This is a genomic window from Micavibrio aeruginosavorus ARL-13 (assembly GCF_000226315.1).
Lineage (GTDB): Bacteria > Pseudomonadota > Alphaproteobacteria > Micavibrionales > Micavibrionaceae > Micavibrio > Micavibrio aeruginosavorus_B.
On record NC_016026.1, the window covers coordinates 303,776 to 327,076 of the forward strand.

Consider the following 23,301-nt stretch of genomic DNA (forward strand, 5'->3'; position numbering starts at 1 on the left):
TAACGATGTGACAGGTTTGTATATAAAGTACTCCGGAAAAAGGCTTAATCCTTGGCGCTTTTCCTTCACTGAAGGGCATCAGAACGAAATTTTAAGAATGCACCAGGAGTATGGGCAGGTTTTTATTGCCTTGGTCTGCAACATAGATGGTGTTGTTGTTCTATCTTACAAGGAGTTTAAAGAGATCCTTGATGAAGAGCACTCTGCCCATGAGTGGGTGAGTGTATCTAGGACCAAGAGAAAAATGTATTCTGTCGCTGGATCCGACGGTAAACTAGAGTACAAGATCAGTAGATCATCCTGTCCTGATAAGATAATAGATTATGTATCGGGTGCTAATTCTTGTGAACAAACGTCAGGACATGTTCGGAGCGCATCCTTTTTCCCAAGGCTTCTTTCGTTCCTTTCGGGATAGGCAAGTACCTACTTGATTGAGGTAATTCGCGCTCCGTATGATGTTTTACTTTGAGGTTGTGGATTCTTGCAGCCTCCTTAAAAATCTCGGAATTTTCTACGTGTGTAGAACGCAAGCAGGAGTTTCCTATGACGAATATTGCTTTTCCGTTCTCTTTTAATACTCTTGATGTTTCGCCCATGAGGTTTATGGCATCGACTATGTAACGATTAATCATTTTGATCTGATTTGGTTGTAGATCATTTTTTTGTGGAATAACTTTTCTTTGTATGTCCTCGGCAATCGTGTGTGTTGCGCCGTTCTTTGTTTTTTCTGTGCCGATGGAAGATGCGCGAATTTGGCGCAATTTTTCTATATCGTGTCCAAGCCAAACCAAGGCTAGTTTATGCCCGCGCAGATAATCAATAGCATTCAAGTATGGTGGTGATGTTACAATGGCGTCGATTGACGCCGTGTCAATGCCCGTCATTTTTCTGGCGTCCCCAGATTTTATTACGGCTGTTCCTGAAAAGTCACAATCTGAGCAAAGGTTCTCAATAAGTTTAAGCGCAGATTTAGTATATCCACTCACAACGTCAAAATCGTTGGTGTCCTTAGCTCTGTGTGGCCTGCTGTGCGAGATATCCCAAGCCAATGAGGCGCCAATTTTTTTTGTTATAATAATTCTGCTCAGGGCCAATTCTAAAAGATTGATGGACTCTTTATTCATATTTGAGTGACGGTACTCATTCAATATGAACGCGATGGCCCTCAGTTTTTTTCTCTGTTTCTGTGCAAACCAGAATTTTGTGAATTCTAGCGTTTCAACATCGTCATCTATCCATGGCAAGTCTACGCGACTATTGCCCAACGCTTTAAGATCATACAATAGGCGATCGAGATGTTTCTGTACCAATGTTTCTTTGGGGCTGCTTACGCTTACTTTTGACATTAAGACGGCAAGGGGATCCATGTCGTATCCGTATGCCCTGTGGCCATTCCTTAGTGCCTGCCTAATTACAGTTCCAGAACCAACCATTGGGTCTAATACAGTGGACCCCCTCTTCATCGAGGCCATAGCTTTTAGTGCAATTTCTGGAGCCATTCTAGCTGGAAAGGGGTGTATCTGCCGCATTAGGTTTATATTTCTGTTGTAAGGTTTCCGTCTATGAAAATAGCAAAATTAATCATGTCTAGAAAGTGCAATCTTCTATTCTGATAGGGGGTGATCTTTAGATGCGCAATAATCACCCCCTACTATATTTAGAATGATGTAATGCCTTTCAATTTTGCTTGTGTGGCTCTGTCTTCCAAAACAGGCCCTTCAAAATGCCACGTTCCGCCGGCCTCTAGGTTATTGATGTTCGCAAATGTGCTACCAACCTGCGCCCCTGTGTCATCGTACAAATTGAATTCCACCTGTACATACGAAAACTCTTTGTTGCTGTTATTGCGCAACGTTCCTGTGACTTTGCCAACCCCATATTCCCCAACTTCCAGCGCATAGCTCTGAACCATCAGGCCGTTTTCACCCTTTGATGCGGCTTTGACGAATGGGTTGTCTGTTGTGGCTGAGGCGTATTCGGGGGATTCGAGAATGGCGGCGGCATGAGGTGTGACCATGGCGGAGCCGATCAGGGACAGGACGATCACGCATATAACACGCACTCCGGTGGAGATTGTTTTGCCTGTTTTCTGGTGAACGAATTTGCGGGCCGGGGGAAGCAGGAAGGCCGCGATGATAAGGGAAGTAAACCCAGCCGGAGCGGTGAGGGGGTTAAATAAAGTAACAAAGCCCCAGATCAGGCAGAAAAGCCCCAATCCCCAACTTGTAATCAGTCCCAGTGTAATTTTATCTTTTTGCTGTTCGGTGGCTTCGGTCATGGTTTCAACTCCTGTCTTTTTGGTTTGGGTTAAAAAGCAGTACGGCCACCAGATTTCTCTGGCAGCCGGGGAGTTAAGAACCGTCCTGAGAACGGCGCAGCGTATTCACGCAAGCGCTATTATATTCCGCCGCCTCCCCGACCAGAGGTCGAGAGGCAACGTCATTGGTAACGGCCTGACGTTGAAGCAAGGCCGCTCAGGAAGGGGTTCTTACGCCCCGGCGGCCCTCTCGGGCCACTGTTTTTATGATACCGCTAACCATCTGAATTGACAATGCAATTATGACTATCGGCGAGGGGCCGGAAACAGGAGAAAACCGTGGTGAAATCTGACCACGGTTTTTTGCCTAAGTGATTTTTTTTTGTCCCGATATCGTCAAGGCATCGGGCGACGTGAATAAACCCGCCTTTGCGTTGATCGCAGGGGCCCCAGCGATGGGGGGGCTGGGCGGTGTTACCCTTGTAACTGAATCACGGGAAAGTTTCCGGGCCATCAGTAACAAGGGTAACAGGGGTGCGCAGGTGGTCTAGAACGCCACTTCTTTGGTCGGGGCTGTGTGCTGGGGCTTGGGGCGGTGGGTGATGCGGAGGCCCTTATAAACCGTCATCGGAGCGCCGTTGTATCGCTCCTTCACGCGGAGAATCCTCTTTTCGGTTAATTTTAGGCCAAAGGTTCTTTGAGTCATAAACGGTTCGCCCGCATTCTTTTGCCAGACGCGCCATGTTTCATAAAGCTCATGGGCTGAAACACTGTCGTTCTGACTGGATGTGGTGCATTCAGCCAGGAACCGGCCCACAACATCCATATCCCCTCGGTATTTTTCAAGGGCGGCTTTAATTGTGGGGGGCTCCTGTAAACCCCCTGCATGCCATTGTTTTAGACCCTCCAGCGCCCAGTTCAAAATCCCGGATTTTTCGTTCTGGAGTTTTCCCATCAGGTTTTTATCCCGCTTATGTTCGGGGATGGTTACTTCAAACGGGATCAGGCGAATGCGCTCCCATATTCCCACATCCGTTCCGATAATTTCGGGCTTAACGTTCACGGCCATGATGATTTTGCATTGTGGCCGGAATTCAAAATACTCCTGATACAGGAACCGGGCGGCAATAATGTCACCTCCGGTCATCTCCTTGATTAGCGGCTCGTTCATACGAATCCCCTCCGCAATCTCGCTGGCTGTGACAACGCGAACACCTTTCAGACCCGCAATGTCATTGCGCACACCTTCGTTGCGTTGTGTCAGGAAGCTTTTGGCCTCGGACTTGCGGTGATAATCGCCCATCAGTTCGGCCAGAATGGTCAGCAGGGTGCTTTTGCCATTCCGCCCCCGTCCCTCCATAATGAAAAAGCAATGTTCCACCGTCAGGCCAGTCAGGCAGTAGCCAAAAACCCGCTGGATATAGGCGATCATGTCTGCCTTCCCGTCGAAGGTGGAGTGCAGGAATTTCATGAACTCAGGGCATTCCGCCTGCGGATCGAATGTCACCGGAGCCATTTTTGTGATCAGATGCGCAGGATTATGCGGGAGCAAATTCCCGGTTTTCAGGTCAATCGTGCCGTTCTGCACGTTGAGCAGCATGACATCGCGGTCCAGATCGTTTTGGTGGATACGGAGTTCGCTCTTGCTGGCCCAGACCATATTGTTCAGGCCACCGCGACTTTGCAGGTTCCTCATATGCTTGCGCAGGCCGGAGGCGTTTTTCCCCTCGGCGATGGCCGCCTGAATTTCCGAGGTCAGGCTCAGGGCGGTTTCCTTGGCAAGGGTTATTATCATGTCGGTCTCGTCGCGTTTGTAGCGCGTCTTGTCCCAGATATAAAAGTGTTCGCCGGGAAAGGCACAAATCACGTGCCCCTCATACCGATCCCGGAAACGGTAGCCGTTCCCTTGATCCGTCAGGGGGTAGCTTGTGTCCTGTGGCTTAACCTTTTCGTCAATCCACTTCAAAATCTGCTGCACCTCTTGCTGGTCCATCGGCGGTGTGCATAGTGTTTCTGCCGCATGGGTCAGGATTTTTTCCACCGTATCCATGCCGTAACCTTGGCGTCGCAGGCTGGTCCCCCGGCGCAAAAGCTCATTATGCCGATTGCCTTCCGCGATTTCGTCTTTCCATTGCGGCTCGGCTTTCTTGGGTTTTGTGGGTTTTGGGCCGATGCCGTTGTGGGCAATCACCTCCCTCAGCGTGTCGAGGTCAGTGCGGCGTGCTTCCGCGAGTGCAAGAAACCGCTCAAGATCAACGGGCTGTCCGTTCTCAATGGCGTATCGATCCGTTTGGGCGGCGTTAAAATACGGCATGTTGATGAAATTCCCGACATCACCCGGATTTTTCCTGTGCGTTTGCTTGGGAAAAATCTCTGCATCCGAATAGCCCAGAAGCATGGCGCACTGGCGCATAGCCGTTTGCACTTGGTCTGCGGGGTAGGGGCGGGTGAAGAACATATATAAATGTGCGCCGCCACTTTTGGACCGACAAATGGTCAGGGGCAAGCCCATTTTGGCAATATCCCGCTCAAGCGCCGCATGGTCGAATTTTACGTACAAATCAATGTCGATGGCGGCCCATGCGCAGGTGTTGTCGCCCAGCAGGGGAATGAGCCCAATGCCGGTTGACCCGTCCAGATGGCGTTGGATAGCCTCTGGGGTTATGGGTTTTCTTACGGTCTTTGTGTTTGTGGCCTTCTTTGTTTCGGGGGCACTGGCATCACCTTTATATGTACACTGGCCGTAGGCTCTGTCGTAGGCGGTGAAAGTGCCCAAGAATTTGGTTGGAATCGACGTTTTCGTCATTTTCTTCTCCTGAAAAAGTTAAAAGTGCGCCCTCTCAGCGTCGTTATGACGCTGAGGGAGCACATTCGCCTTCATGGCATGCGGGTTAAAGTTTAGTGGGGGTCAATACTCACTCGTTGAGCGGAACTCATGAGCGGCAATGTATTGTAGGACGGCAGCACGATCGTAACGCACGGATCGTCCAATTTTGTGGTACGGGATACCAGCTCCCAATCTGCGGTCACGCTGTAGTTTATATGGTGTGCAGCCAAGCATGCGCGCCACTTCTTTTTCTGAAATCAAAACAGTCGTCATCTAATCACCTCCTTCGGTCTTTGTTTTGCGATGTTCGGAGTTAATCAGATTTCGTTTTGGCCAGATATCCCACCGTCTTGTTACCACTTAACACATTGATATATATCAATATAACGTGTTTTAGTTTTGTGCTGTTTGACGGGGCGGCTATGAGGCGTGATCTTTGGCAATCAGGGTATTAAATGCATCCAAGTTTTGAGCTATGCGCTCCTCCAGTTGCTGATACGCAAGCTGTTGCCCCATGTAAGCTGAACGTTCCTTTGCGGACATCGCGTTTATTTCCTCGTCTGAGGGGGGAAAAAACATGGAAATAAATAGCGGGTTTTTAAAAAAAGTTTCCTCCGCTTTGAACGCTTTCCTGAGTCCCCTTTCGATGGTGCCAAGCCGTGCTTTTGCCTGATGGGGTTTTAAGCCCGATGCCTCTATACGCTTTTGCGCAATATCTTTTATCACCGGGTTAATAGGTTTTTTCATTCTTGCCGTGCGACCAATTCTAAATAGCTCGTCGTACGTATATTCACGCTCCGCCCTGCTTGGTTTTTTCGCATTTAAATTTGTGTCGCCATAAATGGCGTATAACGCTTCACGAAATCGATCCCATTCTTGCTTATTTGGCTCCGAGTGTTTGCTGGTTTTTATGATGCGGATGAGCAGCATTTCAAATGGAGATAGGCCAGTACTGCCGGGATTTTTTCCGTAAACTAAATTGAGCTCAGGTTTTTTCATTCGTTTTTTATTTTTCTGACGCCGCAATTTTTCTGCCTTGGCTTCTTCTGCGCTAGGGAACGTTGGTTTTGGCAAGATTAGTTTCTGTTCACCGTTTTGATCGGTAATCAATTCTCCATCTTGCGCATCACCGTTTATCATCGACGGGTTAACGCCAAATTGATCGTTGATAATTTTGTTATCTGGCTTCGTTTTTGCTGATCTTTTTTTCTTTTGCTGTGGTTTCAGGACTTTTTTTCGCGGCTTTTTTCCATCCTTGCGTTCTTTGCTCATGTCGGCTCCGTTCTCTCTGGATCAATTTTCTAATTAAAGAGACTGTATTAAATCCAAAAAGCGCCTCCGTTTCAAACCGGAAGCGCTTTGTCGAGTTATTCGCGCATTATTTTCTGGGCGATCATTTCCACGGGGCCTCGCAACCTATCAACGCCACTTATAATATATCCGGCTGTTACGTCCCGTGTTTTGTGGTTCATGAGGCGTTTGATTGTGAAATCCGATAGGTCCAAGCTCTCCGCTGTGGTTGCGAATGTTCTTCGCAAATCATGGCAGGTCACTTGGATTCCGGTGTCAGCGTAAATTTTCCAGAGTGCCTTCTTGGGTTCCTGCAGGTGTCCGCTTTTACCGGAACCGGGAAAAACAAACCTTTCCTTCGGGTATGTCTCGCGGCGGGCCTGTAGCATGTCATATAAATATGTGCTGAGGGGCAGCGTGAGCGAATCTCCGTTTTTTGTTTCCGGGATGTGTAGGGTTCGTTCGGCGAAATCAACGTTTTCCCAAAGCAATCCCGCCGCCTCGGACCGCCGCATTCCGGTAAGCAGCAGAGTAATAAGGTAATCCCGGTACGTATCGTTCTCTAAATCCCGCACAGCGGCAAGCCAAGTCTGGATCTGGCTGGGTTTTAGGTGGTTTGTTCGCCGCCGCTCCTTGTTCCAGGCGCGCGCCTTGGTCAGGATATGAACGGGGTTGTTCGGGCACACGTCATAGACCGCGTAAGCGTGATTAAACAGCGCACTTAAAATGCGCATGGTCTTGTTGGCGGTGGACTTGCCATTTTGTTCCGTAATCTCTCCGTGCCGCTTGCAGACCATGGTGGTCGTTATGTCTGTGAGGGGCCTGTTTTCCCATGTCGCCAGATAGAGCGATATATAATAGGTGTAGTCCTTTTTCGTGCTCGGTTTCAGGTTTTTGTTTGTCCGGGTGTACGACTCCACGATGGCTTTTAAGGTTAATTCGCCGTCTTGGTTCGATTTTCCGGGATCTTCGGGGAAGGTGCCCTGCGCCATACTGCGCAAATGCTCAATCGCAATGGTGCGGGCCTGTTGCACCGTGAAAAGGGGATATTTCCCGATAGTTTTCCGCCTTGTGCGTCCGTTCATGTCCTTCTGCACGACGAAGGTTTTGCTGCGTTTACCGACCACAAGATAAAAACCGGGAAGGTCTTCATCCGCGAAGGTCAATTGCCCGCTTGGGTTGTGTGGCGTCTTTTCGACGAACGCTTTGGTGATCTTCACGACGGCCATGGTGTCTCCTTTACTAACGCTTGAATAAGGCGCGCTTATAAAGTGAGCGGAGCAGGGTGAGCAAGAAAAAACGTCGGATAATCGAACTAAATCAATGCTTTATATTAATTAATCCAAAACAAAACAATGACATACAAAAGCGGCAGCGACCGATAAATTTTTACGGACAGGGGCGGGGTTTGAGGGCGGTGATGGATCACGGGGCGGTTGTATGAAAAATACATCCGCCTTGATTGTGCTGTTTTGTAGCGTACAATCTTTTCGAGAATTTGAAGTGTAGGTTAAGATCTACCCGCCGTTTTCCAGACTGTCACTATGGCCGTCGTGTTCGTCATCATAATTTCAGCGGAAGATAGTTTTCAGTTTTTAAAAGGCGAGATGCATGAAAAAGTTTTTTATGGTTTGTGCAATACTAGGCATTATGGCGACCATTGCTGTTGCAGGAATGATCCTGACCAAGAAAGCGCCGCCGTTTTACAAACGCAACGTCAAAATGACGGTCACAATTGAAACACCCGAAGGTGATGTTTCTGGTTCTGCCGTGCGTGAAATTGCCAATCAGGGAACGAACAGCAAGCTTGATTGGCCGGGCGGAAATCCGGCATCAGTCCGCGGCGAAGCTGTGGTGATTGACCTCGGTGCGCGCGGCAAGGTCTTTGCCCTCATCAACAAAGATGGAGAAGAGGCGCGTTTCTACAAAGCCTTTCCACCACCGGACGGGCACCCGCAGAGCAATGACAGCATGGCATATTATGCGCAGTTACCCGTGGGTAAGTCCGCAGTGCTGGAGCCAAATGATTGGCCGATGTTTGTAACGTTCACCGATATGAATGACCCGAAAGCTGTCACCTTGGTGCGTGGAGGCCGCTTTAATCTGCAGACGCAAAAATATGACTTGGTCGATGACTTTGAAAAGATCTTTGGGAGCGGTGTGCGGGTGAAAGGTGTCACGTTTGAGATTACTAATAAACATGTAGAAAAAACTGGAATTTTGGAGACAGTTCCAAAATTCGATGACGAATTTTGGAACTGGCGTAAAACACTTCAATTTGATGATCCCAGAAAAATATCGGGTGTAAACTTTAGTCAAGGAGCGGCAGAATGACGATCTCTAGTGATTTATTTAAAGCCATTTTGTCAATGGATTCCTACAATCGCGGTTATAATGCTAGCATTGATGGAATATCGGGTGATGTAGGCGATGCTACATTAGGGATAGATTCGTCTGAACTTGGCACTACCACTATTAATGGCGAAGATATAAGGAATGATGCGCTAATAGGATTCTATGCTCTTTCTTACAACTACAACGGCGAAACAATCATCGCGTATCGCGGCACGGATGATCGTGATGAAGCAACCCAGATTGATGAAAATACCGGCTGGCCCATTGGGCTTGGTTCGGTTGGCGCGCTCCAAGCAAATATGGCGTTTGCCTTTTATAACAGCATAGCCGAACTCCTCAACACACAAGGCGCACAGAATAATATTTATCTCGATGCGAATATTTCCCTGACGGGCCATTCCATGGGCGGCGGTCTGGCTGCAAATGATAATTTCTCTATGCAAAGGATTGCGGCATGAAGAAATTTTTTATGGTTTGTGGAGTGCTGGGTATTGTGGTGATCATTGCTATTACTGGAATGATCCTGACCAAAAAAGCGCCGCCATCTTACAAACTCAATGTCAAAATGACGGTCACGATTGAAACGCCCGAAGGGGATGTCTCCGGTTCCGCCGTGCGTGAAATTGCCAATAAGGGAACGAACAGCAAGCTGGATTGGCTGGGGGGAAACCCGGCCTCTGTGCGTGGTGAGGCCGTGGTGATTGACCTCGGTGCGCGCGGTAAGGTTTTTGCCCTCATCAACAAGGATGGAGAAGAGGCGCGTTTCTACAAAGCCTTCCCGCCACCGGACGGGCACCCACAGAGCAATGCAACAATGGCATATTATGCACAATTACCCGTGGGTAAATCTGCAGTGCTGGAACCAGATGATTGGCCGATGTTTGTGACGTTCGCCGATATGAATGATCCGAGATCCGTTACGCTGGTGCGGGGTGGTCTCTTTAATCCGCAGACGCAAAAATATGATCCGGTGGATGATTTTGAAAAAATCTTCGGTGAAAATGTGCAATTAAAAAGCATCATGCTTGAGATAGCTACTGAATCGTTTGTGTCTGGAAAAGGCGTCGATAAATATCTTCCTGCAGATTTTTGGGAGAAATATGCCGATTGGTGGAGGAGTGTTTCAGCTTCGGAAAAGATGAAATACGCAAAGTTGTTTGCTTTTAAGGCAGGAGAATATAAATGACCATTAGTGCAAATTTAATGAAAGCCATCTTGTCTCTCGATTCCTATAACAGAGGATATGATGCTGGTATAATATTTGGTGACAATGCTGGTGACAATGATTACTCCCTTGATGCTGAAGGCACGCAGATTGGCACAGCAACGATTATACTTAATTCTGAAATTTTTCAAAACAACGGACAACGTGAAGATTCATCCATTGGCTTCTACGGCATAGCCTATACCTACAACGGTGAAGTCGTGATCGCGTACCGTGGTACGGATGATCTTGACGAATCTGACCCGAATAATCAGATTGATGACAATACCGGATGGCCCATTGGTGCTGGCCTTGTTGGTGCGCCACAGGCTAACATGGCGTTTGCTTTTTACAACAGCGTGGCCGAACTCCTCAACACGCAAGGCACACAAAACAATATTTACCTTGATGCGAATATTTCCCTGACGGGCCATTCCATGGGCGGCGGATTGGCCGGTTTGGTAGCGGCTGTGTACGATCAGGATGCGGTCTTGTTTGACAGCATGGCCTTTGAATCGGCCGCAGAAAATACGGCCGACGATGCACAATATAACTACATTAGATATGAAGCATTTGTAAGCGGTGGTTGGAATTATTATGTCACGCAGGTGGCGCGAGATGATTATGAGGCGACGTTACTCTCATACCAAAATAATTCGAACTATCGTAATGTTATCGGGTCAACTGTGCTCAATGATCTTGTGTATCAAGGGGGCGATTCTTACGGATCGCTGAATTATGATGGGATAGAGGGGTACGCAATTGACGGTGAGGCGCTTGGTTTTAACCGACTGCTTCAAAATGCTTTAGGTGTAACCAATGTCGAAACTTTGGAGGTCGATGCTGATCTTGGGGATGGTCTGGCCGAGGCGGTAAACCGCCACTCTCAATCACTTCTGGTTATCCGTATGTTTGCGGACGAAAAAGATGAAAACGGGGATCCTCTTTTCGGAACCAGTTGGAAAAACGCGGAAGAGCATTTTTGGCCTGTTTTATTTAACGAATCATTCGCTGAAAGCATTGGTTTTGATCCGGCGGGGACGGGGGGCCAGGATTCTGCCGATGCAAAAATGCGCGCAATGCTGGCTTATTCTGCGATTGACGAAGGAGTGCGCGTTTTTGGCGATACGGGTATTCGCGCCTTTTATAATGATGCGAACAACCTTGGTGCCCTTTTAGATCAGAGTGGTATATCGAGCAATATTGAAGCTTATGCAGCGGATATCAGTACGGCTTTTGTTCAATATGCAGGCCATTTGGCGTTAAACAAAATTTTAAAATCGGATAATTCAAGTGTTCTGAATGGTGTCCTTGATATATCTCAAAATCTTCTAGCGGTCAGTTTTGAGGATTCGAAGTGGCTTCTGGGCGCGGAATTTTTACCTGCTATGGTGGCTCGTGCGCAGTTGGTGGGAAATATTTATCAAAACAGCGGCATTGAATCGCTTTTGCGTTCGAGCGCTCTTTATCTATGGAGCGATGATACCACAAATGTTATTGAGCGTGTCGTTTTTGCAACGACAGAAAGTGGCATTCATACAATAACGGATGCTGCGAACTTGACCGATAAAGCCGCGCTCTTTGTCGGTGGTACTGGCGTTGATGAGGTTCTGGGATCATCTGGGCGCGATTTGCTACTTGGGAACGGTGGAGGAGACAGTCTTTTTGGTGGAGACGGTAGTGATATTCTTATTGGTGGAGGTGATGGTGATTACATTGCTGGGGGGGGTGGCAACGATATAATAGATTGGGGTGCGGGAAATAATACCGTCTTCTATGGGCTGGGAGATGGAGACGACGTAATTAACTCTAATTATACAGCTTCACATATAGTCTTGTTTGGGCTGGGCATTGATCAATCAATGCTAACATATTCTATGGATGGCAATGATTTTGTTATACGCATCTTAGAATCTGGAAGCATTACTTTTAGAAATTATGAACCATCTACTTCTAATTCCATAGACTATATTGAGTTTTTTGATGGCACTACAGTGCAGTGGGAGACGGTCCGTAATAACGCAGGGGGAACAATTTATACATATGGAACGACGAATGATGATCTAATATTTGCGGGTTCTGGTGTTGATATAATTTATGCAGGGCTCGGTGATGACGTTGTTTTCGGTGGTGCTGGGAACGATTCTCTGAAAGGAGGGACAACGACTACTGGGACAAGCGCAAATAGTTATAGCGAGCATGCGGGAAACGACACGATTTATGGTGGCGCTGGTAATGACACGATATATGGGTACGCTGGTGATGATTACCTTGATGGTGGAGACGGTAACGATGTAATTTACACTATGTTGGGCGAAAACCATGCTTACGGCGGTTCTGGTGATGATCGAATAGAGTTTGGTGGCACTGGCTTTATTGATGGTGGTGATGGTAATGATGTTTTGACATATGTTGGACGACAGTCGGGGCAAATTTCTATTATGGGTGGAAATGGCCACGACGACTATCGGGCTACGGGGACCGCCTCGGATTTTGGTGGTTCCGGATATGCGCAGAAAAACTATGAGGATATTGGTGGAGATGATGATTACGTGGTTGCTGGTTATGATAACCACATCATTGATCATGATGGAAATGACATATACAGAGATACGGGTAACTATACAGTAGTAGAGGATTTTGGTGGGGTTGATGCTTATACTGTAACGTACTCTTCTACGGCAGGATATTCTACATCAAGGTATTTTTCCGTTGATGGCTTTGATTTGCTTATTGTTAACTCTGGCCGTAGTTTTCTTTTTAAAAATCACTTCAATCCTTTTGTCGATAGTAATATAGAGAATATAACTTTTTCAGGCGGTGTAACCGCTAATTTAAACATTCGCCTATCGGCTTTCAATGGCTCGGAGTCTGGTGATTCTTATTCCAATCATTCAACGAACGGTAATCCGTATCTAAATTCCCATCGTTCAAATATTTTGCTTGGAAATGGAGGTGATGATTACCTTGATTCTTGGCTGGGGGATGATTTTATCTCCGGTGGGGATGGAGACGATATTTTAGTCGGGGCTGGTGGAAATGATACCCTGCTTGGTGGAGCTGGTGATGATGTTTATCGGTTCTCTGTTGGGGATGGGGCGGATATAATCGCCGAACTTGATGGAGAGGGATATGACTCTATAGAGATATCTGGTTATTCATTCCAAGATATTAACATTGTTCAATCCGGATCAGATCTTGTAATTAATATGGGGCAATCTGGCGATACAATTACGGTTGTTCATTCAACGGGAATTGAGCAAATAGTATTTGATGATAATACAGTTATTGATCTGGTTGCCTTGCTAAATGTTGTTCCAGAAGCCAGGGATGATTTGTTCTCTATAGATGAAGACGCCATTCTCACAGGTAATCTTCTTTCTGATAACGGTGAGGGCGCTGATTTTGATGAAAATGGTAATTCTATTTATGTTCAATCTGGAACGTACGCTACCGCTAATGGCGGTAGCGTAAATATTCTTGTAGATGGCAGTTTTATTTATACGCCATATGAAAATTTTTATGGTTCCGATAATTTTAATTACACGCTGTTGGATTCCGCGGGCGGTTATGATGTGGGTACCGTTTATATTGTTGTGAATTCAATTAATGATGCTCCGACTATAGCCTCCGAGAGCGAGGGTAATGTTGCTAGCTATCTTATGAATGAAGGGGTTGCAAGCGTTGCTACGGTTATTGCTGTGGATCCTGATAGTCAAAGCAATCTCGTGTTCTCAATTTTTGGTGGCGTAGATGCGCAAATGTTTGGAATTGATTCCCTTTCCGGCGCTCTATATTTTTTGGTTCCTCCCGATTTCGAAAATCCTCAAGATGCTAATGCTGACAACTTATATGAGGTTGAGGTGTCGGTCTCTGATGGGGTTCTGAGCGATAATTTAGATATTGAGGTAACAATATTGCCAGCATCTGGAGCGATCTTTGGTACCCCGTCGGTTGATGTAATCAACGGCACCTCGGGCTCTGATTACATTTATGCATTTGACGGAGATGACATTATTAATGCTTCTGATGGAGGCGACCATATATATGGTGGATATGGTGATGATGTACTTGATGGTGGATTAGGAGATGATTTTCTGGATGGCGGCTTAGGGGATGACACTGTCACATACGCGACGGCCGCATCGGCAATAACCATAGATCTTTCTGCTGGGATTGCTTCTGGGAGCGCAGGAAATGACACCCTTGTTTCTATCGAAAACGTAATAGGCTCTCCTTACGCAGATAATATAACTGGTACAGATGGCCAAAACATAATCAATGCGAATGGTGGCAACGACATTATCTTTGCGTTGGGTGGCAATGATACTATCTACATGGGGAGTGGAATTGCAAATGTTAATGCGGGAGATGGTAATGATATTATTTATGGCGGCTCTGGGCCTGCCGGTACAATAACGCCAGGTTCTGGGGATGATATTGTTTATGCCGGTGTGGGAACAGGCTCAATCACTATTCATGATGGTCAAGGATTTGATGTATATGACGGCACGGGAAGAACTAACATAAGTGTCCGTTATGATTCTTATGCGACGCAAGGGATCGTTGTTGATTTGGCCGCTGGTACAGCCGACATTAACGGGGATGACGTTTCTGATGATAGTTTAATTAATATTACAGGTGTTGCGGGTACAAGTTACAACGATACGCTGTCTGGAAGTGACCAGAATAATATTTTAATGGGTTTAGAGGGGGATAATATTTTTTATGGCCTGGGTGGCGCGGATAATATTCAAGGTTTGAGTGGAAATGACATTATGTATGGGGGTGATGGCGGGGATCAGTTTTGGGCGAGAGGGGGGGGTAATTTCTTGTATGGAGATGCGGGGGACGATTTTTTCGTAGTTGATTTAGGGGCTGATACAATTGATGGCGGGGCTGGAGTAGACGAGATTTATTATAAGTACTCCACGCAGGCAATTGATGCCAATTTGGCGCTTGGTACTGTTGATGTCGGTAAGGATGGCAGCGTAGATGATTTATTTGTCAATATTGAAGACATAACTGGTTCAAATTATGACGACAAAATTATTGGCGACGCTGTAAGAAATGAAATCAGCTCTGAAAATGGAAATGATTTTGTGTACGGCGGTGGTGGAAATGATCTCATTTATGGTGGGAGTGGTAACGACGCTCTACATGGTGAAGATGGTAATGATAATTTGAACGGTGGTGATGGGGATGACGCGTTGTATGGGGGTGATGGTTCCGACACTCTTCGTGGGGATGCGGGGAATGATGTTCTTTATGGTGGAAATGGATTAGACACTTTGTATGGTGGTTCTGGTGCCGACGCATTCATCTTTGAGAACGCGACAGCTTTTAACAATGTGGATGTGATTAAAGACTTCAATGTTAGTCAGGGCGACAGTTTGGACCTGTCTGATTTACTGGGTGGCTTCGACCCGTTGACAGACGCGATCACGGACTTTGTTCAAATTACGGAAAGTGGCGGCAATTCTTCCTTGTTTGTTGACCGTGATGGTTCCGATTCTGTTTATGGTTTACAGCAAATAGCGACCCTTCAGGCTGTTACAGGACTTACGGATGAAGTCGCGCTATATAGCGCGGGTACCTTAGTCGCATAATTGTGAAGAGCGATGCTTTTAACGACGGCTCCTTTCGGCGGAAAGGGGCCGTTGCTTTTATTAATGCCGTAGCAATGGTGAGGGAGTGTAATGGAGATGTGTGGATATGAAGAAATGCAGTAAGGGGGCGTTTTAAATCGAGATTTATAATCTGTAATAACAACGGGTTATATGAAGCGATGTGCTTAGGGTCTGTGCTATACAAAATTGACATAATTAAAATTCGTAATGACAAGGTCGGGGGTTCAATTCCCTTCAGCGGCACCATTATTATTAAAAAACCCTCCCCTTCAGGGAGGGTTTTTTAATAGGCCGGTCAGGCAATGATTCGCGAATAGCCCTTCTTGCGGACGCAAATCCCATCAATCCAGCTTGATTAAAAATTGAGATGGATTTGTTCCATTTTCGGCAGAAGCCCCCGTCCTTGACATTTGGGGCCCGCGCAGAATGTTAGTTATGGGGGATGTCTTCATTCTACAGAGATGAGGTGCCGTCATGATACGTGTTCAAAAGGCAGGGAATGATGCTCCTGTCATGGTGCATGAAGCGGTGGGTGTCTTCAGCAATGCTGATGATCTTCAGGCCGCCATGGATGACCTGCAATCCCATGGGTTTATGCGCCATGAGTTAAGTGTTCTGGCTGATCAAGAGAAAATAAAAAGCAAGCTGGGGCGGAAGTACCGCGATGTGCGTGAATTGGAAGATGATCCGTCCGCGCCGCGTGCGACGTTTTTGCCCAACGAAACCGTGGGCGAGATCGAAGGGGCATTCATTGCCATTCCGATGTATCTGGCAGTGATTGCATCGACGTGGATTGTTGTCGCCGAAGGCGGAACGCTGGCCCATGCGGTGATTGCCGCGATCGTGGCTGGGGCGGTCGGTGCGGCGATTGGCATGATGATGGCGCGCGGTTTCGCCGAACATCGTGACCGCGATTTACGGGAGAAAATTCATAAAGGCGGTTTGCCGTTATGGGTCAACCTGCGCGCTCCGGAGCAGGAAAATACGGCAACAAACATCATGAAAAAGCACGCGGCGCGGGATGTGCATGTTCATGATATTGCCTTGTATGGGTGAGTGGCGATAGGGGCCTGTCGCACACTTTTTTATTTTGAAAAACCCCGCTATCATGGCGGGGTTTTCATCTTTTTGGGTATTGTAGGGATGGTGTTCAGTTTAAACGGTTATTTTTTTGAAGATTATTTAAGTGAGGCCAATCGTGCAACTTCCGCGAATGATTTGTTTTATGTTCTCTTACAGGCGATCAATCGTCACGGGTTCGATAGTGCTCTCTTTTCTCTCATAACGGATCATGATGATATTGGGCAAAAGGCTGATTTCGGAATAATCTGCAGTTATTCTGAAAGTTGGATGTCGCATTACTTTGAACGATGGTGCCGCAATATTGATCCGGCTGCTCTGGATATAGCAAGGCATGATGAAGTGTTCTTCTGGGGTGATATGCCTGAGCTTATGCGGTTAAGAAAAGATCAGCATGCCCTGATGTTTCTGGAAAGTGATGCGTGTTTGCGGTGCGGCCTTGCTGTTCCATTGCGAGGGATGGACGGGCAGTTTGCTGCATTGGGCTTTGCGGCTACAGAAAAAAAAGATTCGAATGAATATGATCTGGACATGGTCACCGCGTATGCTAATCATTTTTACGTTGCATATAAGCGTCTTTATCGAAAAGAAGATCGCCAAGACGCTGTTTTTTTGACACCGAAAGAGCGTGAAGTTTTAACGTGGGTGGCCTCGGGAAAAACGGACTCTGAAATTGCAAGCATTTTAAATCTTAGCCGAAATACAATCGATGCGCATGTGCGTAAAGTATTCAAGAAATTGAATGCGAATAGCCGTGTTTTGGCGTCAGTCAAAGCCATTTCTATGGGGCTTATTCATATTTAGTGTGTTCTGATTAGGTGTTGTGGGGTGCGTCGTGATTGGTTTAAATGATTATCGTTTCGAGGATTATTTGTTAGAGGCAAATCGGGCAGAGAGCGTAGATTCTTTGTTTTCGATTTTGACCAAGGCAGCGGGTAAGCATGGTTTAAATCGCTGTGTATTTGGCATGATGACAGATCATTTAGATATTGGAAAAAAAGCCGGCTTTGGAATTGCCTGTAGCTATCCTGACGATTGGGTTCAATATTATAATGAAAAAAATTTTCGATACATTGATCCTGTTATAATGCTGGGATCTATTCGTGCTGAGCCATTTCTATGGTCGCGCCTAAATGATTTTATGAATCTGAGCAAAACTCAGAGGGATTTTTTATTATTAGCGGAAGAGGCAGGCTTGAGAAATGGCCTGTGTGTTCCTTTGCACGGCTTGAATCATCAGATTGCTGGCGTTGGTTTGGCGACGACAGAAAAAAAAGACGCATTTGACAGGAATGTGGATTTAGTGGCTGCGTATTGCAGTCATTTTTATGTTGCTTATAAGCGTCTCATGCGCCGAAACGCGGATGTTGTGCATATACAACTGACGAATAAGGAGCGCGAAGTCTTAACATGGGCAGCTGCTGGAAAAACAGACGCAGAGATTGCGTTTATTCTTAATATGAGTCGGAATACAGTTGATGCGCATATGCGTAAAATCTTTAGCAAGCTCGGTGCGAATAGCCGGGTTCTTGCTGCTGTGAAGGCGATCTCTTTGGGTTTAATAAATGTTTAATTTTAAATATAATTTTTTCCATCACGTATCCTCGTGATACCTGATTCTGTCGATTCTCTCTATGCTCGTTTTTGTGGCTTTAACTATATGGGTGAAGCGTAAATGAAAAGAGCGAATAAAGTAGAGGGGCAAATGGAATCGAAGGTTTTTGACTATGAAAAAATAAAGAGCATCGTTGACTCGTTGCAATACTTGAAGGAAGAGGCTCGGAATTGCGGCAATGAGGATGTTGAAATCCTTATTCAGTCTATGTTCAATATTATGATCACCACATATTGTATGATTTTGCGTGAGCGTTTGCCACGTCATAGTATTGAAATGTCATCGCTGAAAAATTGAACATTATTATCTAATCTGAGCGGAAAAGTCGTCCCCGCTTTCGACCCTGCGGGCCTTCTCTGTAATCGCTGCTGCGGCGGTGATGTCTGCCAATGGCAGGTCTGCAGGGGCGTTGAGGCCGCCAATGTCGTAGATGTAGGCGGGTAAATAGCCGGAGAAGATGATGCGCGGGTCCATGTGCAGGCCCGGTACAATCGCCTGGGCCATGTTGAACACGATGGTTGTACAATTCGCGGTTAGCGTATTGTAGAATTGCGGGGTTTTGCGCAGCGTGTTGCCGGTGTTCAGGTAAGAGAGGAACAGGGCCCTCATCGCCTCGGGCTTAGCCTTGATCGAGTAGCGGTATACATCTTCGCCGCGGACGTTGGTGCGCAGATAGATGATGTCACGCTCATCCGCGGCGATCAGTGCCAGTTCATATTCCTTAAAAAACCCGGCCAGATTTGAATAAACCTCGCCTTCCTCCTTGCGGATTTCGACGGAAAAGACCAGGTGCTCACCGCTTTCAAAGCCAAAGCTGACCAATGTGTGAGCAATGGCGGGCATGCCCCAATAGGATAAGAACAAATCAACCGACGTAATGGTGTCGATATCATAAGTACGTTTGTCCCATTTCACATCGTAATCATCCAGACTACGCCATGTGAAATTGCGGACATCCTTGATCGTGACGTTTGATCCGTCGATTTCAGCGGCAACGATATGCGCAACTTCTGGCATCCAGTAACGGTAATTTTGCGGCTTGATCGACGTCCACCACATGATCGACAGCGCCATGGCCACCATAAAAACCCCCGTCGCCAGTGGCCGTCGCCATGTGAACAGGGCGTAATAAAGCGTGGCTGCAACATAGGTGCCCCAAATGCCGCTGGCCAACCAGCTGCCATCCCCCAAGCCGAACAGGCCCTGGAACGGTGCGCGATACCACAAGGCCAGTCCAACCAGAATGGACGGAATCAGGATCGCAAGCGTAAGGCCGATGGCGTGCAGGGCGGCGAAGATTTTATTTTTTCTGCTTGATGGCATATTCGGTCCAATTGCATTTTTCCGCGATCAGCGGGTGCATATGATTGCGGTTGAGGCCACTGGTCATCAGGGCGATGACGCGGTCGTCATCCTGATAGCCGACATGGGCTTCCAGCGGGTTGGCAAATTCGGTGACGCCCAGCAAATCTTTCGGGTGGGCGATGTTCAGGTCGATATTCACGATTTCCGGGCAATACCGGCTGTCGATATAGGCATCGGCATAATCCGGCGGGATCGGGTAGCTGAGGATATCGTTCGGATCACTGAACGCGACGATCCGGACTTTGCCGACCAGGCGCTCGCTGTAATGCGATCCGCCGGGTTGGCAATATTCATCTGTAACGCCCGTGGTTCCAGATTTTTCCTGCCCCACCTGCAGAAGCGGCAATTGGTTCGCCATCATGAAAACGGTGATGGTTTCGTTCTGCAATGTGGCGTTCAACCCGTCCAGTTTTTTACATTCTTCGCAATTTTCACGATCGGCGGCAAAGCGGTTGAGCGTGTCGATGGTGATGCGACTGCCAAGGCTGTGTGTGACGATGTAAAAGTCATCCTGTTTGATGTTGGTGGCGATGCTGTTGTCATAGGCGTTGCAGTAGTGGCGGCCATTGTCCGGCATGTTGTCCCACGATCCGCGAAAGGCCCAGCAAACGGATTGCCCCACGGATTTATCAATCAGGCCTTTTTTGAGGCCCTCATAGACCAGGAGATCGGGCACGGTGGCGTTCATGAATTTTTTCAGGGATTTGTTCAACCCGGCGCGGCGGTAATTATAAGCCTCGGAATCATCGAACGCGATCACCTCTTTGTCCATTTCGCCAATGCCGGACCAGGTCAATTCATAGAATAAAAACTCGCGGTCATTGGCGCTGGAAAAATGGCGCGACACGCGTAACGTTCCCACGTCCTCGCCATTTTCGACGGCGTTGGTCAGGGTTATGTTTTTGATCGTCGGATCCATGCTGTCCAGCCCCAGCGATGCAGCCAGTTTTTCACGGAAGCGGGCGGAATATCCGGGCAGGTGCTTGCTGATCCCGTGCACCATTAACACCTTTGTCGTTCCCGGTGCGCCGGCGACGGCTTTGTGGGCGACGCTGGCTTCAATTCCCTCAAAGGCTGGGCCTGCAATTTCGCACAAGCGTGTGTCCTCGGCTTTGTCCTTCTTTTCCATGATGGCTTCCGTCACGCCTTTGGCGATGGAACTGCACCCGGTCAATGGTGTGACCAGCGCGCATACAGCGAGGCAGAGAAGCATTTTTTTCATGGTGTTGGCTGGACTCATCAAGGGTGGGGCGTCGGTGTCGGAGAAAATTATGCGGGTTATCAGAGCGATCCGCAATTGAAAACCCCGCCGGATAGGGCGGGGTTTTCTGTAATGCTGAAATGTCTACATACCGGGAGAGGCCATGCTGGGGTCCGTCGGGGCCGGCCTGTTTTCCGGGGCCATGGCCGGGGCGCTGCCCGGGTTTTGATAGGCGCCGGTGGCGCTTTGGTTGAAATGGGTGCCAATCACGCCCCGTTCGGCCGGGCCCAATTGATCCTGATTTTTCCAGGCTTCCATTTTTGCGGCCACATCGTCGGCCTCCTGGGTCCAGGCGGTGCCAGCGGCGGGCAGGCTTTCGATCATGTTGATCAAATCCTGTTCGTTCGACTGGTTTTGAAAATCCTGAATGGCTTTTTCGCCTTCGGGGGTAATTTCGGTGCCGGGCGCGGGCAAATCGACCGTTGGATCGAAATCATCGCCTTGCTGTTCCAGTGCCTCGATTGTTTGCTCTCCGGCCTCGTTCATTTCCGATCCGGGTGGTGCAATATCATTCAAGTGGTTTACCAGTTCTTCTGCACTCATATCCGCCAGATCTTTGGCCATGGTTGTATCCCCTCTGCTCTGATCTTTTTCGGTTTTTCGCGACCGTGCGCTCAATCTACGCCTAAAGGATGAGGGTCCGATTAAGAAAGCACGGCTTTTTAGGTATTTTTGTTGCTTTTGTGCGAAGGGCATAAAAAACCCCGCATTTCTGCGGGGTTTTTAAGGGTGTTTCGCCTTAGGCGGCCTGTTTGCTGCGGCTGGCGTAACTGTTCATCAGGTTGCGATAGTTGGGAATGTGGTTGGAAAACAACGTGCCCAGCCCTTCAATATCATTGCGCCAATCGCGGTGCAGTTCGCACGCCACGGCGAACCAGTTCAGCGGTTGGGCCCCGGCCTGAACCATGCGCATCAAGGCGCCATCGCGCGTGTCCTTGTTAAACGTGCCGGAGGCGTCGGTGACGATGAACACGTCAAACCCTTCCTCAATCGCCGAGAGTGCGGGGAACGCCACGCAGACTTCCGTCACTACACCGGCGATGATCAGTTGTTTTTTGCCGGTGGCTTTGACCGCTTTCACGAAATCTTCGTTGTCCCATGCGTTGATTTGACCGGGGCGGGCGACGTAGGGCGTGTTTGGGAACATTTCTTTCAACTCAGGAACAAGCGGGCCATTCGGGCCATCTTCGAAGCTGGTGGTCAAAATGGTCGGCAGATTGAAATATTTGGCGACATTCGCGATCGCCAGAACGTTGTTTTTGAATTCATTCGGCGTGTAATCCTGAACCAGATTGATCAAGCCCGTCTGGTGATCAACCAGCAGCACGGCGGCGTTGTTTTTATCAAGTTTTTTGTATGTCGGATTCATGGTGTGTGTCCTTTAAGATCAGATGGGTTAAAACAAGCGTGAACGATAAGGAGCCGGATTGAGGGCGTTATTCTGCCCCGGTTCCCCGAAAAAGCAAGTGTGGTGGCACCAGTGTTGAAAGGAATCAAAACCGACCAGCGCGAAAATCATCAAAGGCCTGACGAATTTCATCTTGCGTATTCATGACGAAGGGGCCGTACCCGGCGATCGGTTCATCAATGGGCGCACCATTCAGCAACAGGATCGCGCTGTCTTCTGCGGCTTCCAGTAATATATCACTGCCCGACAATTCAAACAGGGCGAGGTCGCGAGGCTGCAATGTTTTCAATCCATTAACCTGTACAGAACCCCGCAAAACCAGGGCCATGGTGGTGAAGCCATCGGGCAGGGATAATGTCGTCACACCGCCTGCTTTCAACCGCAGATCAAATACGTTGATCGGCGTGAATGTGCGGGCAGCCCCGGACGTGCCATTATAATCGCCGGCAATCACGCGCAATGTTCCTGCATCACCGGGCAAGGCGATCACCGGAATGCGTGCCGCCGTCAGTTCCTGGTACGCCGGATCGGTCATTTTGTTTTTCGCGGGCAAATTCACCCAAAGCTGGATCATCTCCAGCGTGCCACCACGCGCGGTGAAATCACGTCCGTGCATTTCTTCGTGCAGGATGCCGCGCCCGGCGGTCATCCATTGTACATCGCCGGGTCCGATTTTGCCGCTGTTTCCGGCATTATCGCTGTGTTCCACTTCGCCGTCATAGACGATGGTGACGGTTTCGAATCCGCGGTGCGGGTGTTGCTCAACACCGCGCGGACGATCGGATGGTTCAAATGTCGCGGGGCCTGCATAATCCAGCATCAGGAATGGGCTGACCTCTGCGCCTTGTGCGGTGTATGAAAACATTGTGGTGACGGGGAAGCCGTCGCCAACCCAATGGGCCTGTGTGTTGCGAATGATACGCTTTATCGCTTTGGTGGCAGGCTGATCATTTTTTTGCGGTTTCATCACGGGGCCTCCTTCAAATTTCTTGTCCGAAGGGTAAGTTAG

Annotated in this window: 19 protein-coding genes; 8 read left to right on the forward strand and 11 right to left on the reverse strand. The window is 48.1% G+C overall.

Annotated elements, in window-relative coordinates:
* Positions 1-335: 335 nt before the first annotated feature.
* From MICA_RS01295 to MICA_RS01315, 6 genes are all read right to left on the reverse strand, one after another.
* Complete coding sequence (locus MICA_RS01295) at positions 336-1,367, reverse strand: hypothetical protein (RefSeq protein WP_187287638.1); 1,032 nt, start codon at positions 1,365-1,367, stop codon at positions 336-338.
* Between the two features lie 290 nt (positions 1,368-1,657).
* Positions 1,658-2,278: an FxLYD domain-containing protein gene (locus tag MICA_RS01300; RefSeq protein ID WP_014101846.1), complete on the reverse strand. Its 621-nt coding sequence runs from the start codon at positions 2,276-2,278 to the stop codon at positions 1,658-1,660.
* Positions 2,279-2,804: 526 nt separating this feature from the next.
* Positions 2,805-5,063, reverse strand: coding sequence for a phage/plasmid primase, P4 family (locus MICA_RS11805; protein WP_014101848.1), 2,259 nt, complete (start codon positions 5,061-5,063; stop codon positions 2,805-2,807).
* Positions 5,064-5,165: 102 nt separating this feature from the next.
* Positions 5,166-5,357 carry a helix-turn-helix transcriptional regulator gene (locus MICA_RS11990; RefSeq protein ID WP_081463055.1) on the reverse strand — a complete coding sequence of 64 codons (192 nt, stop codon included), beginning with the start codon at positions 5,355-5,357 and terminating at the stop codon, positions 5,166-5,168.
* 147 nt (positions 5,358-5,504) lie between these two features.
* Positions 5,505-6,356 carry a hypothetical protein gene (locus tag MICA_RS01310; RefSeq protein ID WP_014101849.1) on the reverse strand — a complete coding sequence of 284 codons (852 nt, stop codon included), beginning with the start codon at positions 6,354-6,356 and terminating at the stop codon, positions 5,505-5,507.
* Positions 6,357-6,451: 95 nt separating this feature from the next.
* The gene (locus tag MICA_RS01315) at positions 6,452-7,603 is read right to left on the reverse strand and encodes a tyrosine-type recombinase/integrase (protein ID WP_014101850.1); all 1,152 of its coding nucleotides are present in this window, start codon (positions 7,601-7,603) and stop codon (positions 6,452-6,454) included.
* Positions 7,604-7,985: 382 nt separating this feature from the next.
* Here MICA_RS01315 and MICA_RS01320 point away from each other — a divergent pair, with 382 nt between their 5' ends.
* From MICA_RS01320 to MICA_RS01355, 8 genes are all read left to right on the forward strand, one after another.
* Positions 7,986-8,708, forward strand: coding sequence for a hypothetical protein (locus MICA_RS01320; protein WP_014101852.1), 723 nt, complete (start codon positions 7,986-7,988; stop codon positions 8,706-8,708).
* Positions 8,705-9,187 carry an alpha/beta hydrolase family protein gene (locus MICA_RS01325; protein ID WP_014101853.1) on the forward strand — a complete coding sequence of 161 codons (483 nt, stop codon included), beginning with the start codon at positions 8,705-8,707 and terminating at the stop codon, positions 9,185-9,187. Before MICA_RS01320 ends, MICA_RS01325 begins: the two co-directional genes overlap by 4 nt.
* Positions 9,184-9,915, forward strand: coding sequence for a hypothetical protein (locus MICA_RS01330; RefSeq protein WP_014101854.1), 732 nt, complete (start codon positions 9,184-9,186; stop codon positions 9,913-9,915). The genes MICA_RS01325 and MICA_RS01330 overlap by 4 nt, the downstream gene beginning before the upstream one ends.
* On the forward strand, positions 9,912-15,542 hold the full coding sequence (locus MICA_RS01335; RefSeq protein WP_014101855.1) for a type I secretion C-terminal target domain-containing protein: 5,631 nt from the start codon (positions 9,912-9,914) through the stop codon (positions 15,540-15,542). The genes MICA_RS01330 and MICA_RS01335 overlap by 4 nt, the downstream gene beginning before the upstream one ends.
* Positions 15,543-16,037: 495 nt before the next feature.
* Positions 16,038-16,619: a hypothetical protein gene (locus MICA_RS01340; RefSeq protein WP_049782076.1), complete on the forward strand. Its 582-nt coding sequence runs from the start codon at positions 16,038-16,040 to the stop codon at positions 16,617-16,619.
* Entirely contained in the window at positions 16,620-17,447 is an 828-nt protein-coding gene (locus tag MICA_RS01345; protein ID WP_014101857.1) for a helix-turn-helix transcriptional regulator, read from the forward strand.
* A gap of 31 nt (positions 17,448-17,478) precedes the next feature.
* Complete coding sequence (locus tag MICA_RS01350) at positions 17,479-18,216, forward strand: helix-turn-helix transcriptional regulator (RefSeq protein WP_236619936.1); 738 nt, start codon at positions 17,479-17,481, stop codon at positions 18,214-18,216.
* Positions 18,217-18,318: 102 nt separating this feature from the next.
* Positions 18,319-18,555 carry a hypothetical protein gene (locus tag MICA_RS01355; protein ID WP_148260398.1) on the forward strand — a complete coding sequence of 79 codons (237 nt, stop codon included), beginning with the start codon at positions 18,319-18,321 and terminating at the stop codon, positions 18,553-18,555.
* 6 nt (positions 18,556-18,561) lie between these two features.
* Here MICA_RS01355 and MICA_RS01360 read toward each other — a convergent pair whose 3' ends face one another.
* The 5 genes from MICA_RS01360 to MICA_RS01380 all read right to left on the reverse strand — a co-directional run bounded on the left by MICA_RS01360 (position 18,562) and on the right by MICA_RS01380 (position 23,259).
* Positions 18,562-19,581 (reverse strand): Lnb N-terminal periplasmic domain-containing protein, encoded by a 1,020-nt coding sequence (locus MICA_RS01360; RefSeq protein WP_014101860.1) that lies wholly within the window; start codon positions 19,579-19,581, stop codon positions 18,562-18,564.
* Complete coding sequence (locus MICA_RS01365; RefSeq protein ID WP_014101861.1) at positions 19,559-20,845, reverse strand: hypothetical protein; 1,287 nt, start codon at positions 20,843-20,845, stop codon at positions 19,559-19,561. The genes MICA_RS01360 and MICA_RS01365 overlap by 23 nt, the downstream gene beginning before the upstream one ends.
* 123 nt (positions 20,846-20,968) lie before the next feature.
* Positions 20,969-21,448 carry a hypothetical protein gene (locus MICA_RS01370; RefSeq protein ID WP_014101862.1) on the reverse strand — a complete coding sequence of 160 codons (480 nt, stop codon included), beginning with the start codon at positions 21,446-21,448 and terminating at the stop codon, positions 20,969-20,971.
* Positions 21,449-21,623: 175 nt separating this feature from the next.
* Positions 21,624-22,253, reverse strand: a complete 630-nt coding sequence (gene ycaC, locus MICA_RS01375; protein ID WP_014101863.1) for an isochorismate family cysteine hydrolase YcaC — start codon at positions 22,251-22,253, stop codon at positions 21,624-21,626.
* 124 nt (positions 22,254-22,377) lie between these two features.
* On the reverse strand, positions 22,378-23,259 hold the full coding sequence (locus tag MICA_RS01380) for a pirin family protein (protein ID WP_014101864.1): 882 nt from the start codon (positions 23,257-23,259) through the stop codon (positions 22,378-22,380).
* Between the last annotated feature and the right edge of the window lie 42 nt (positions 23,260-23,301).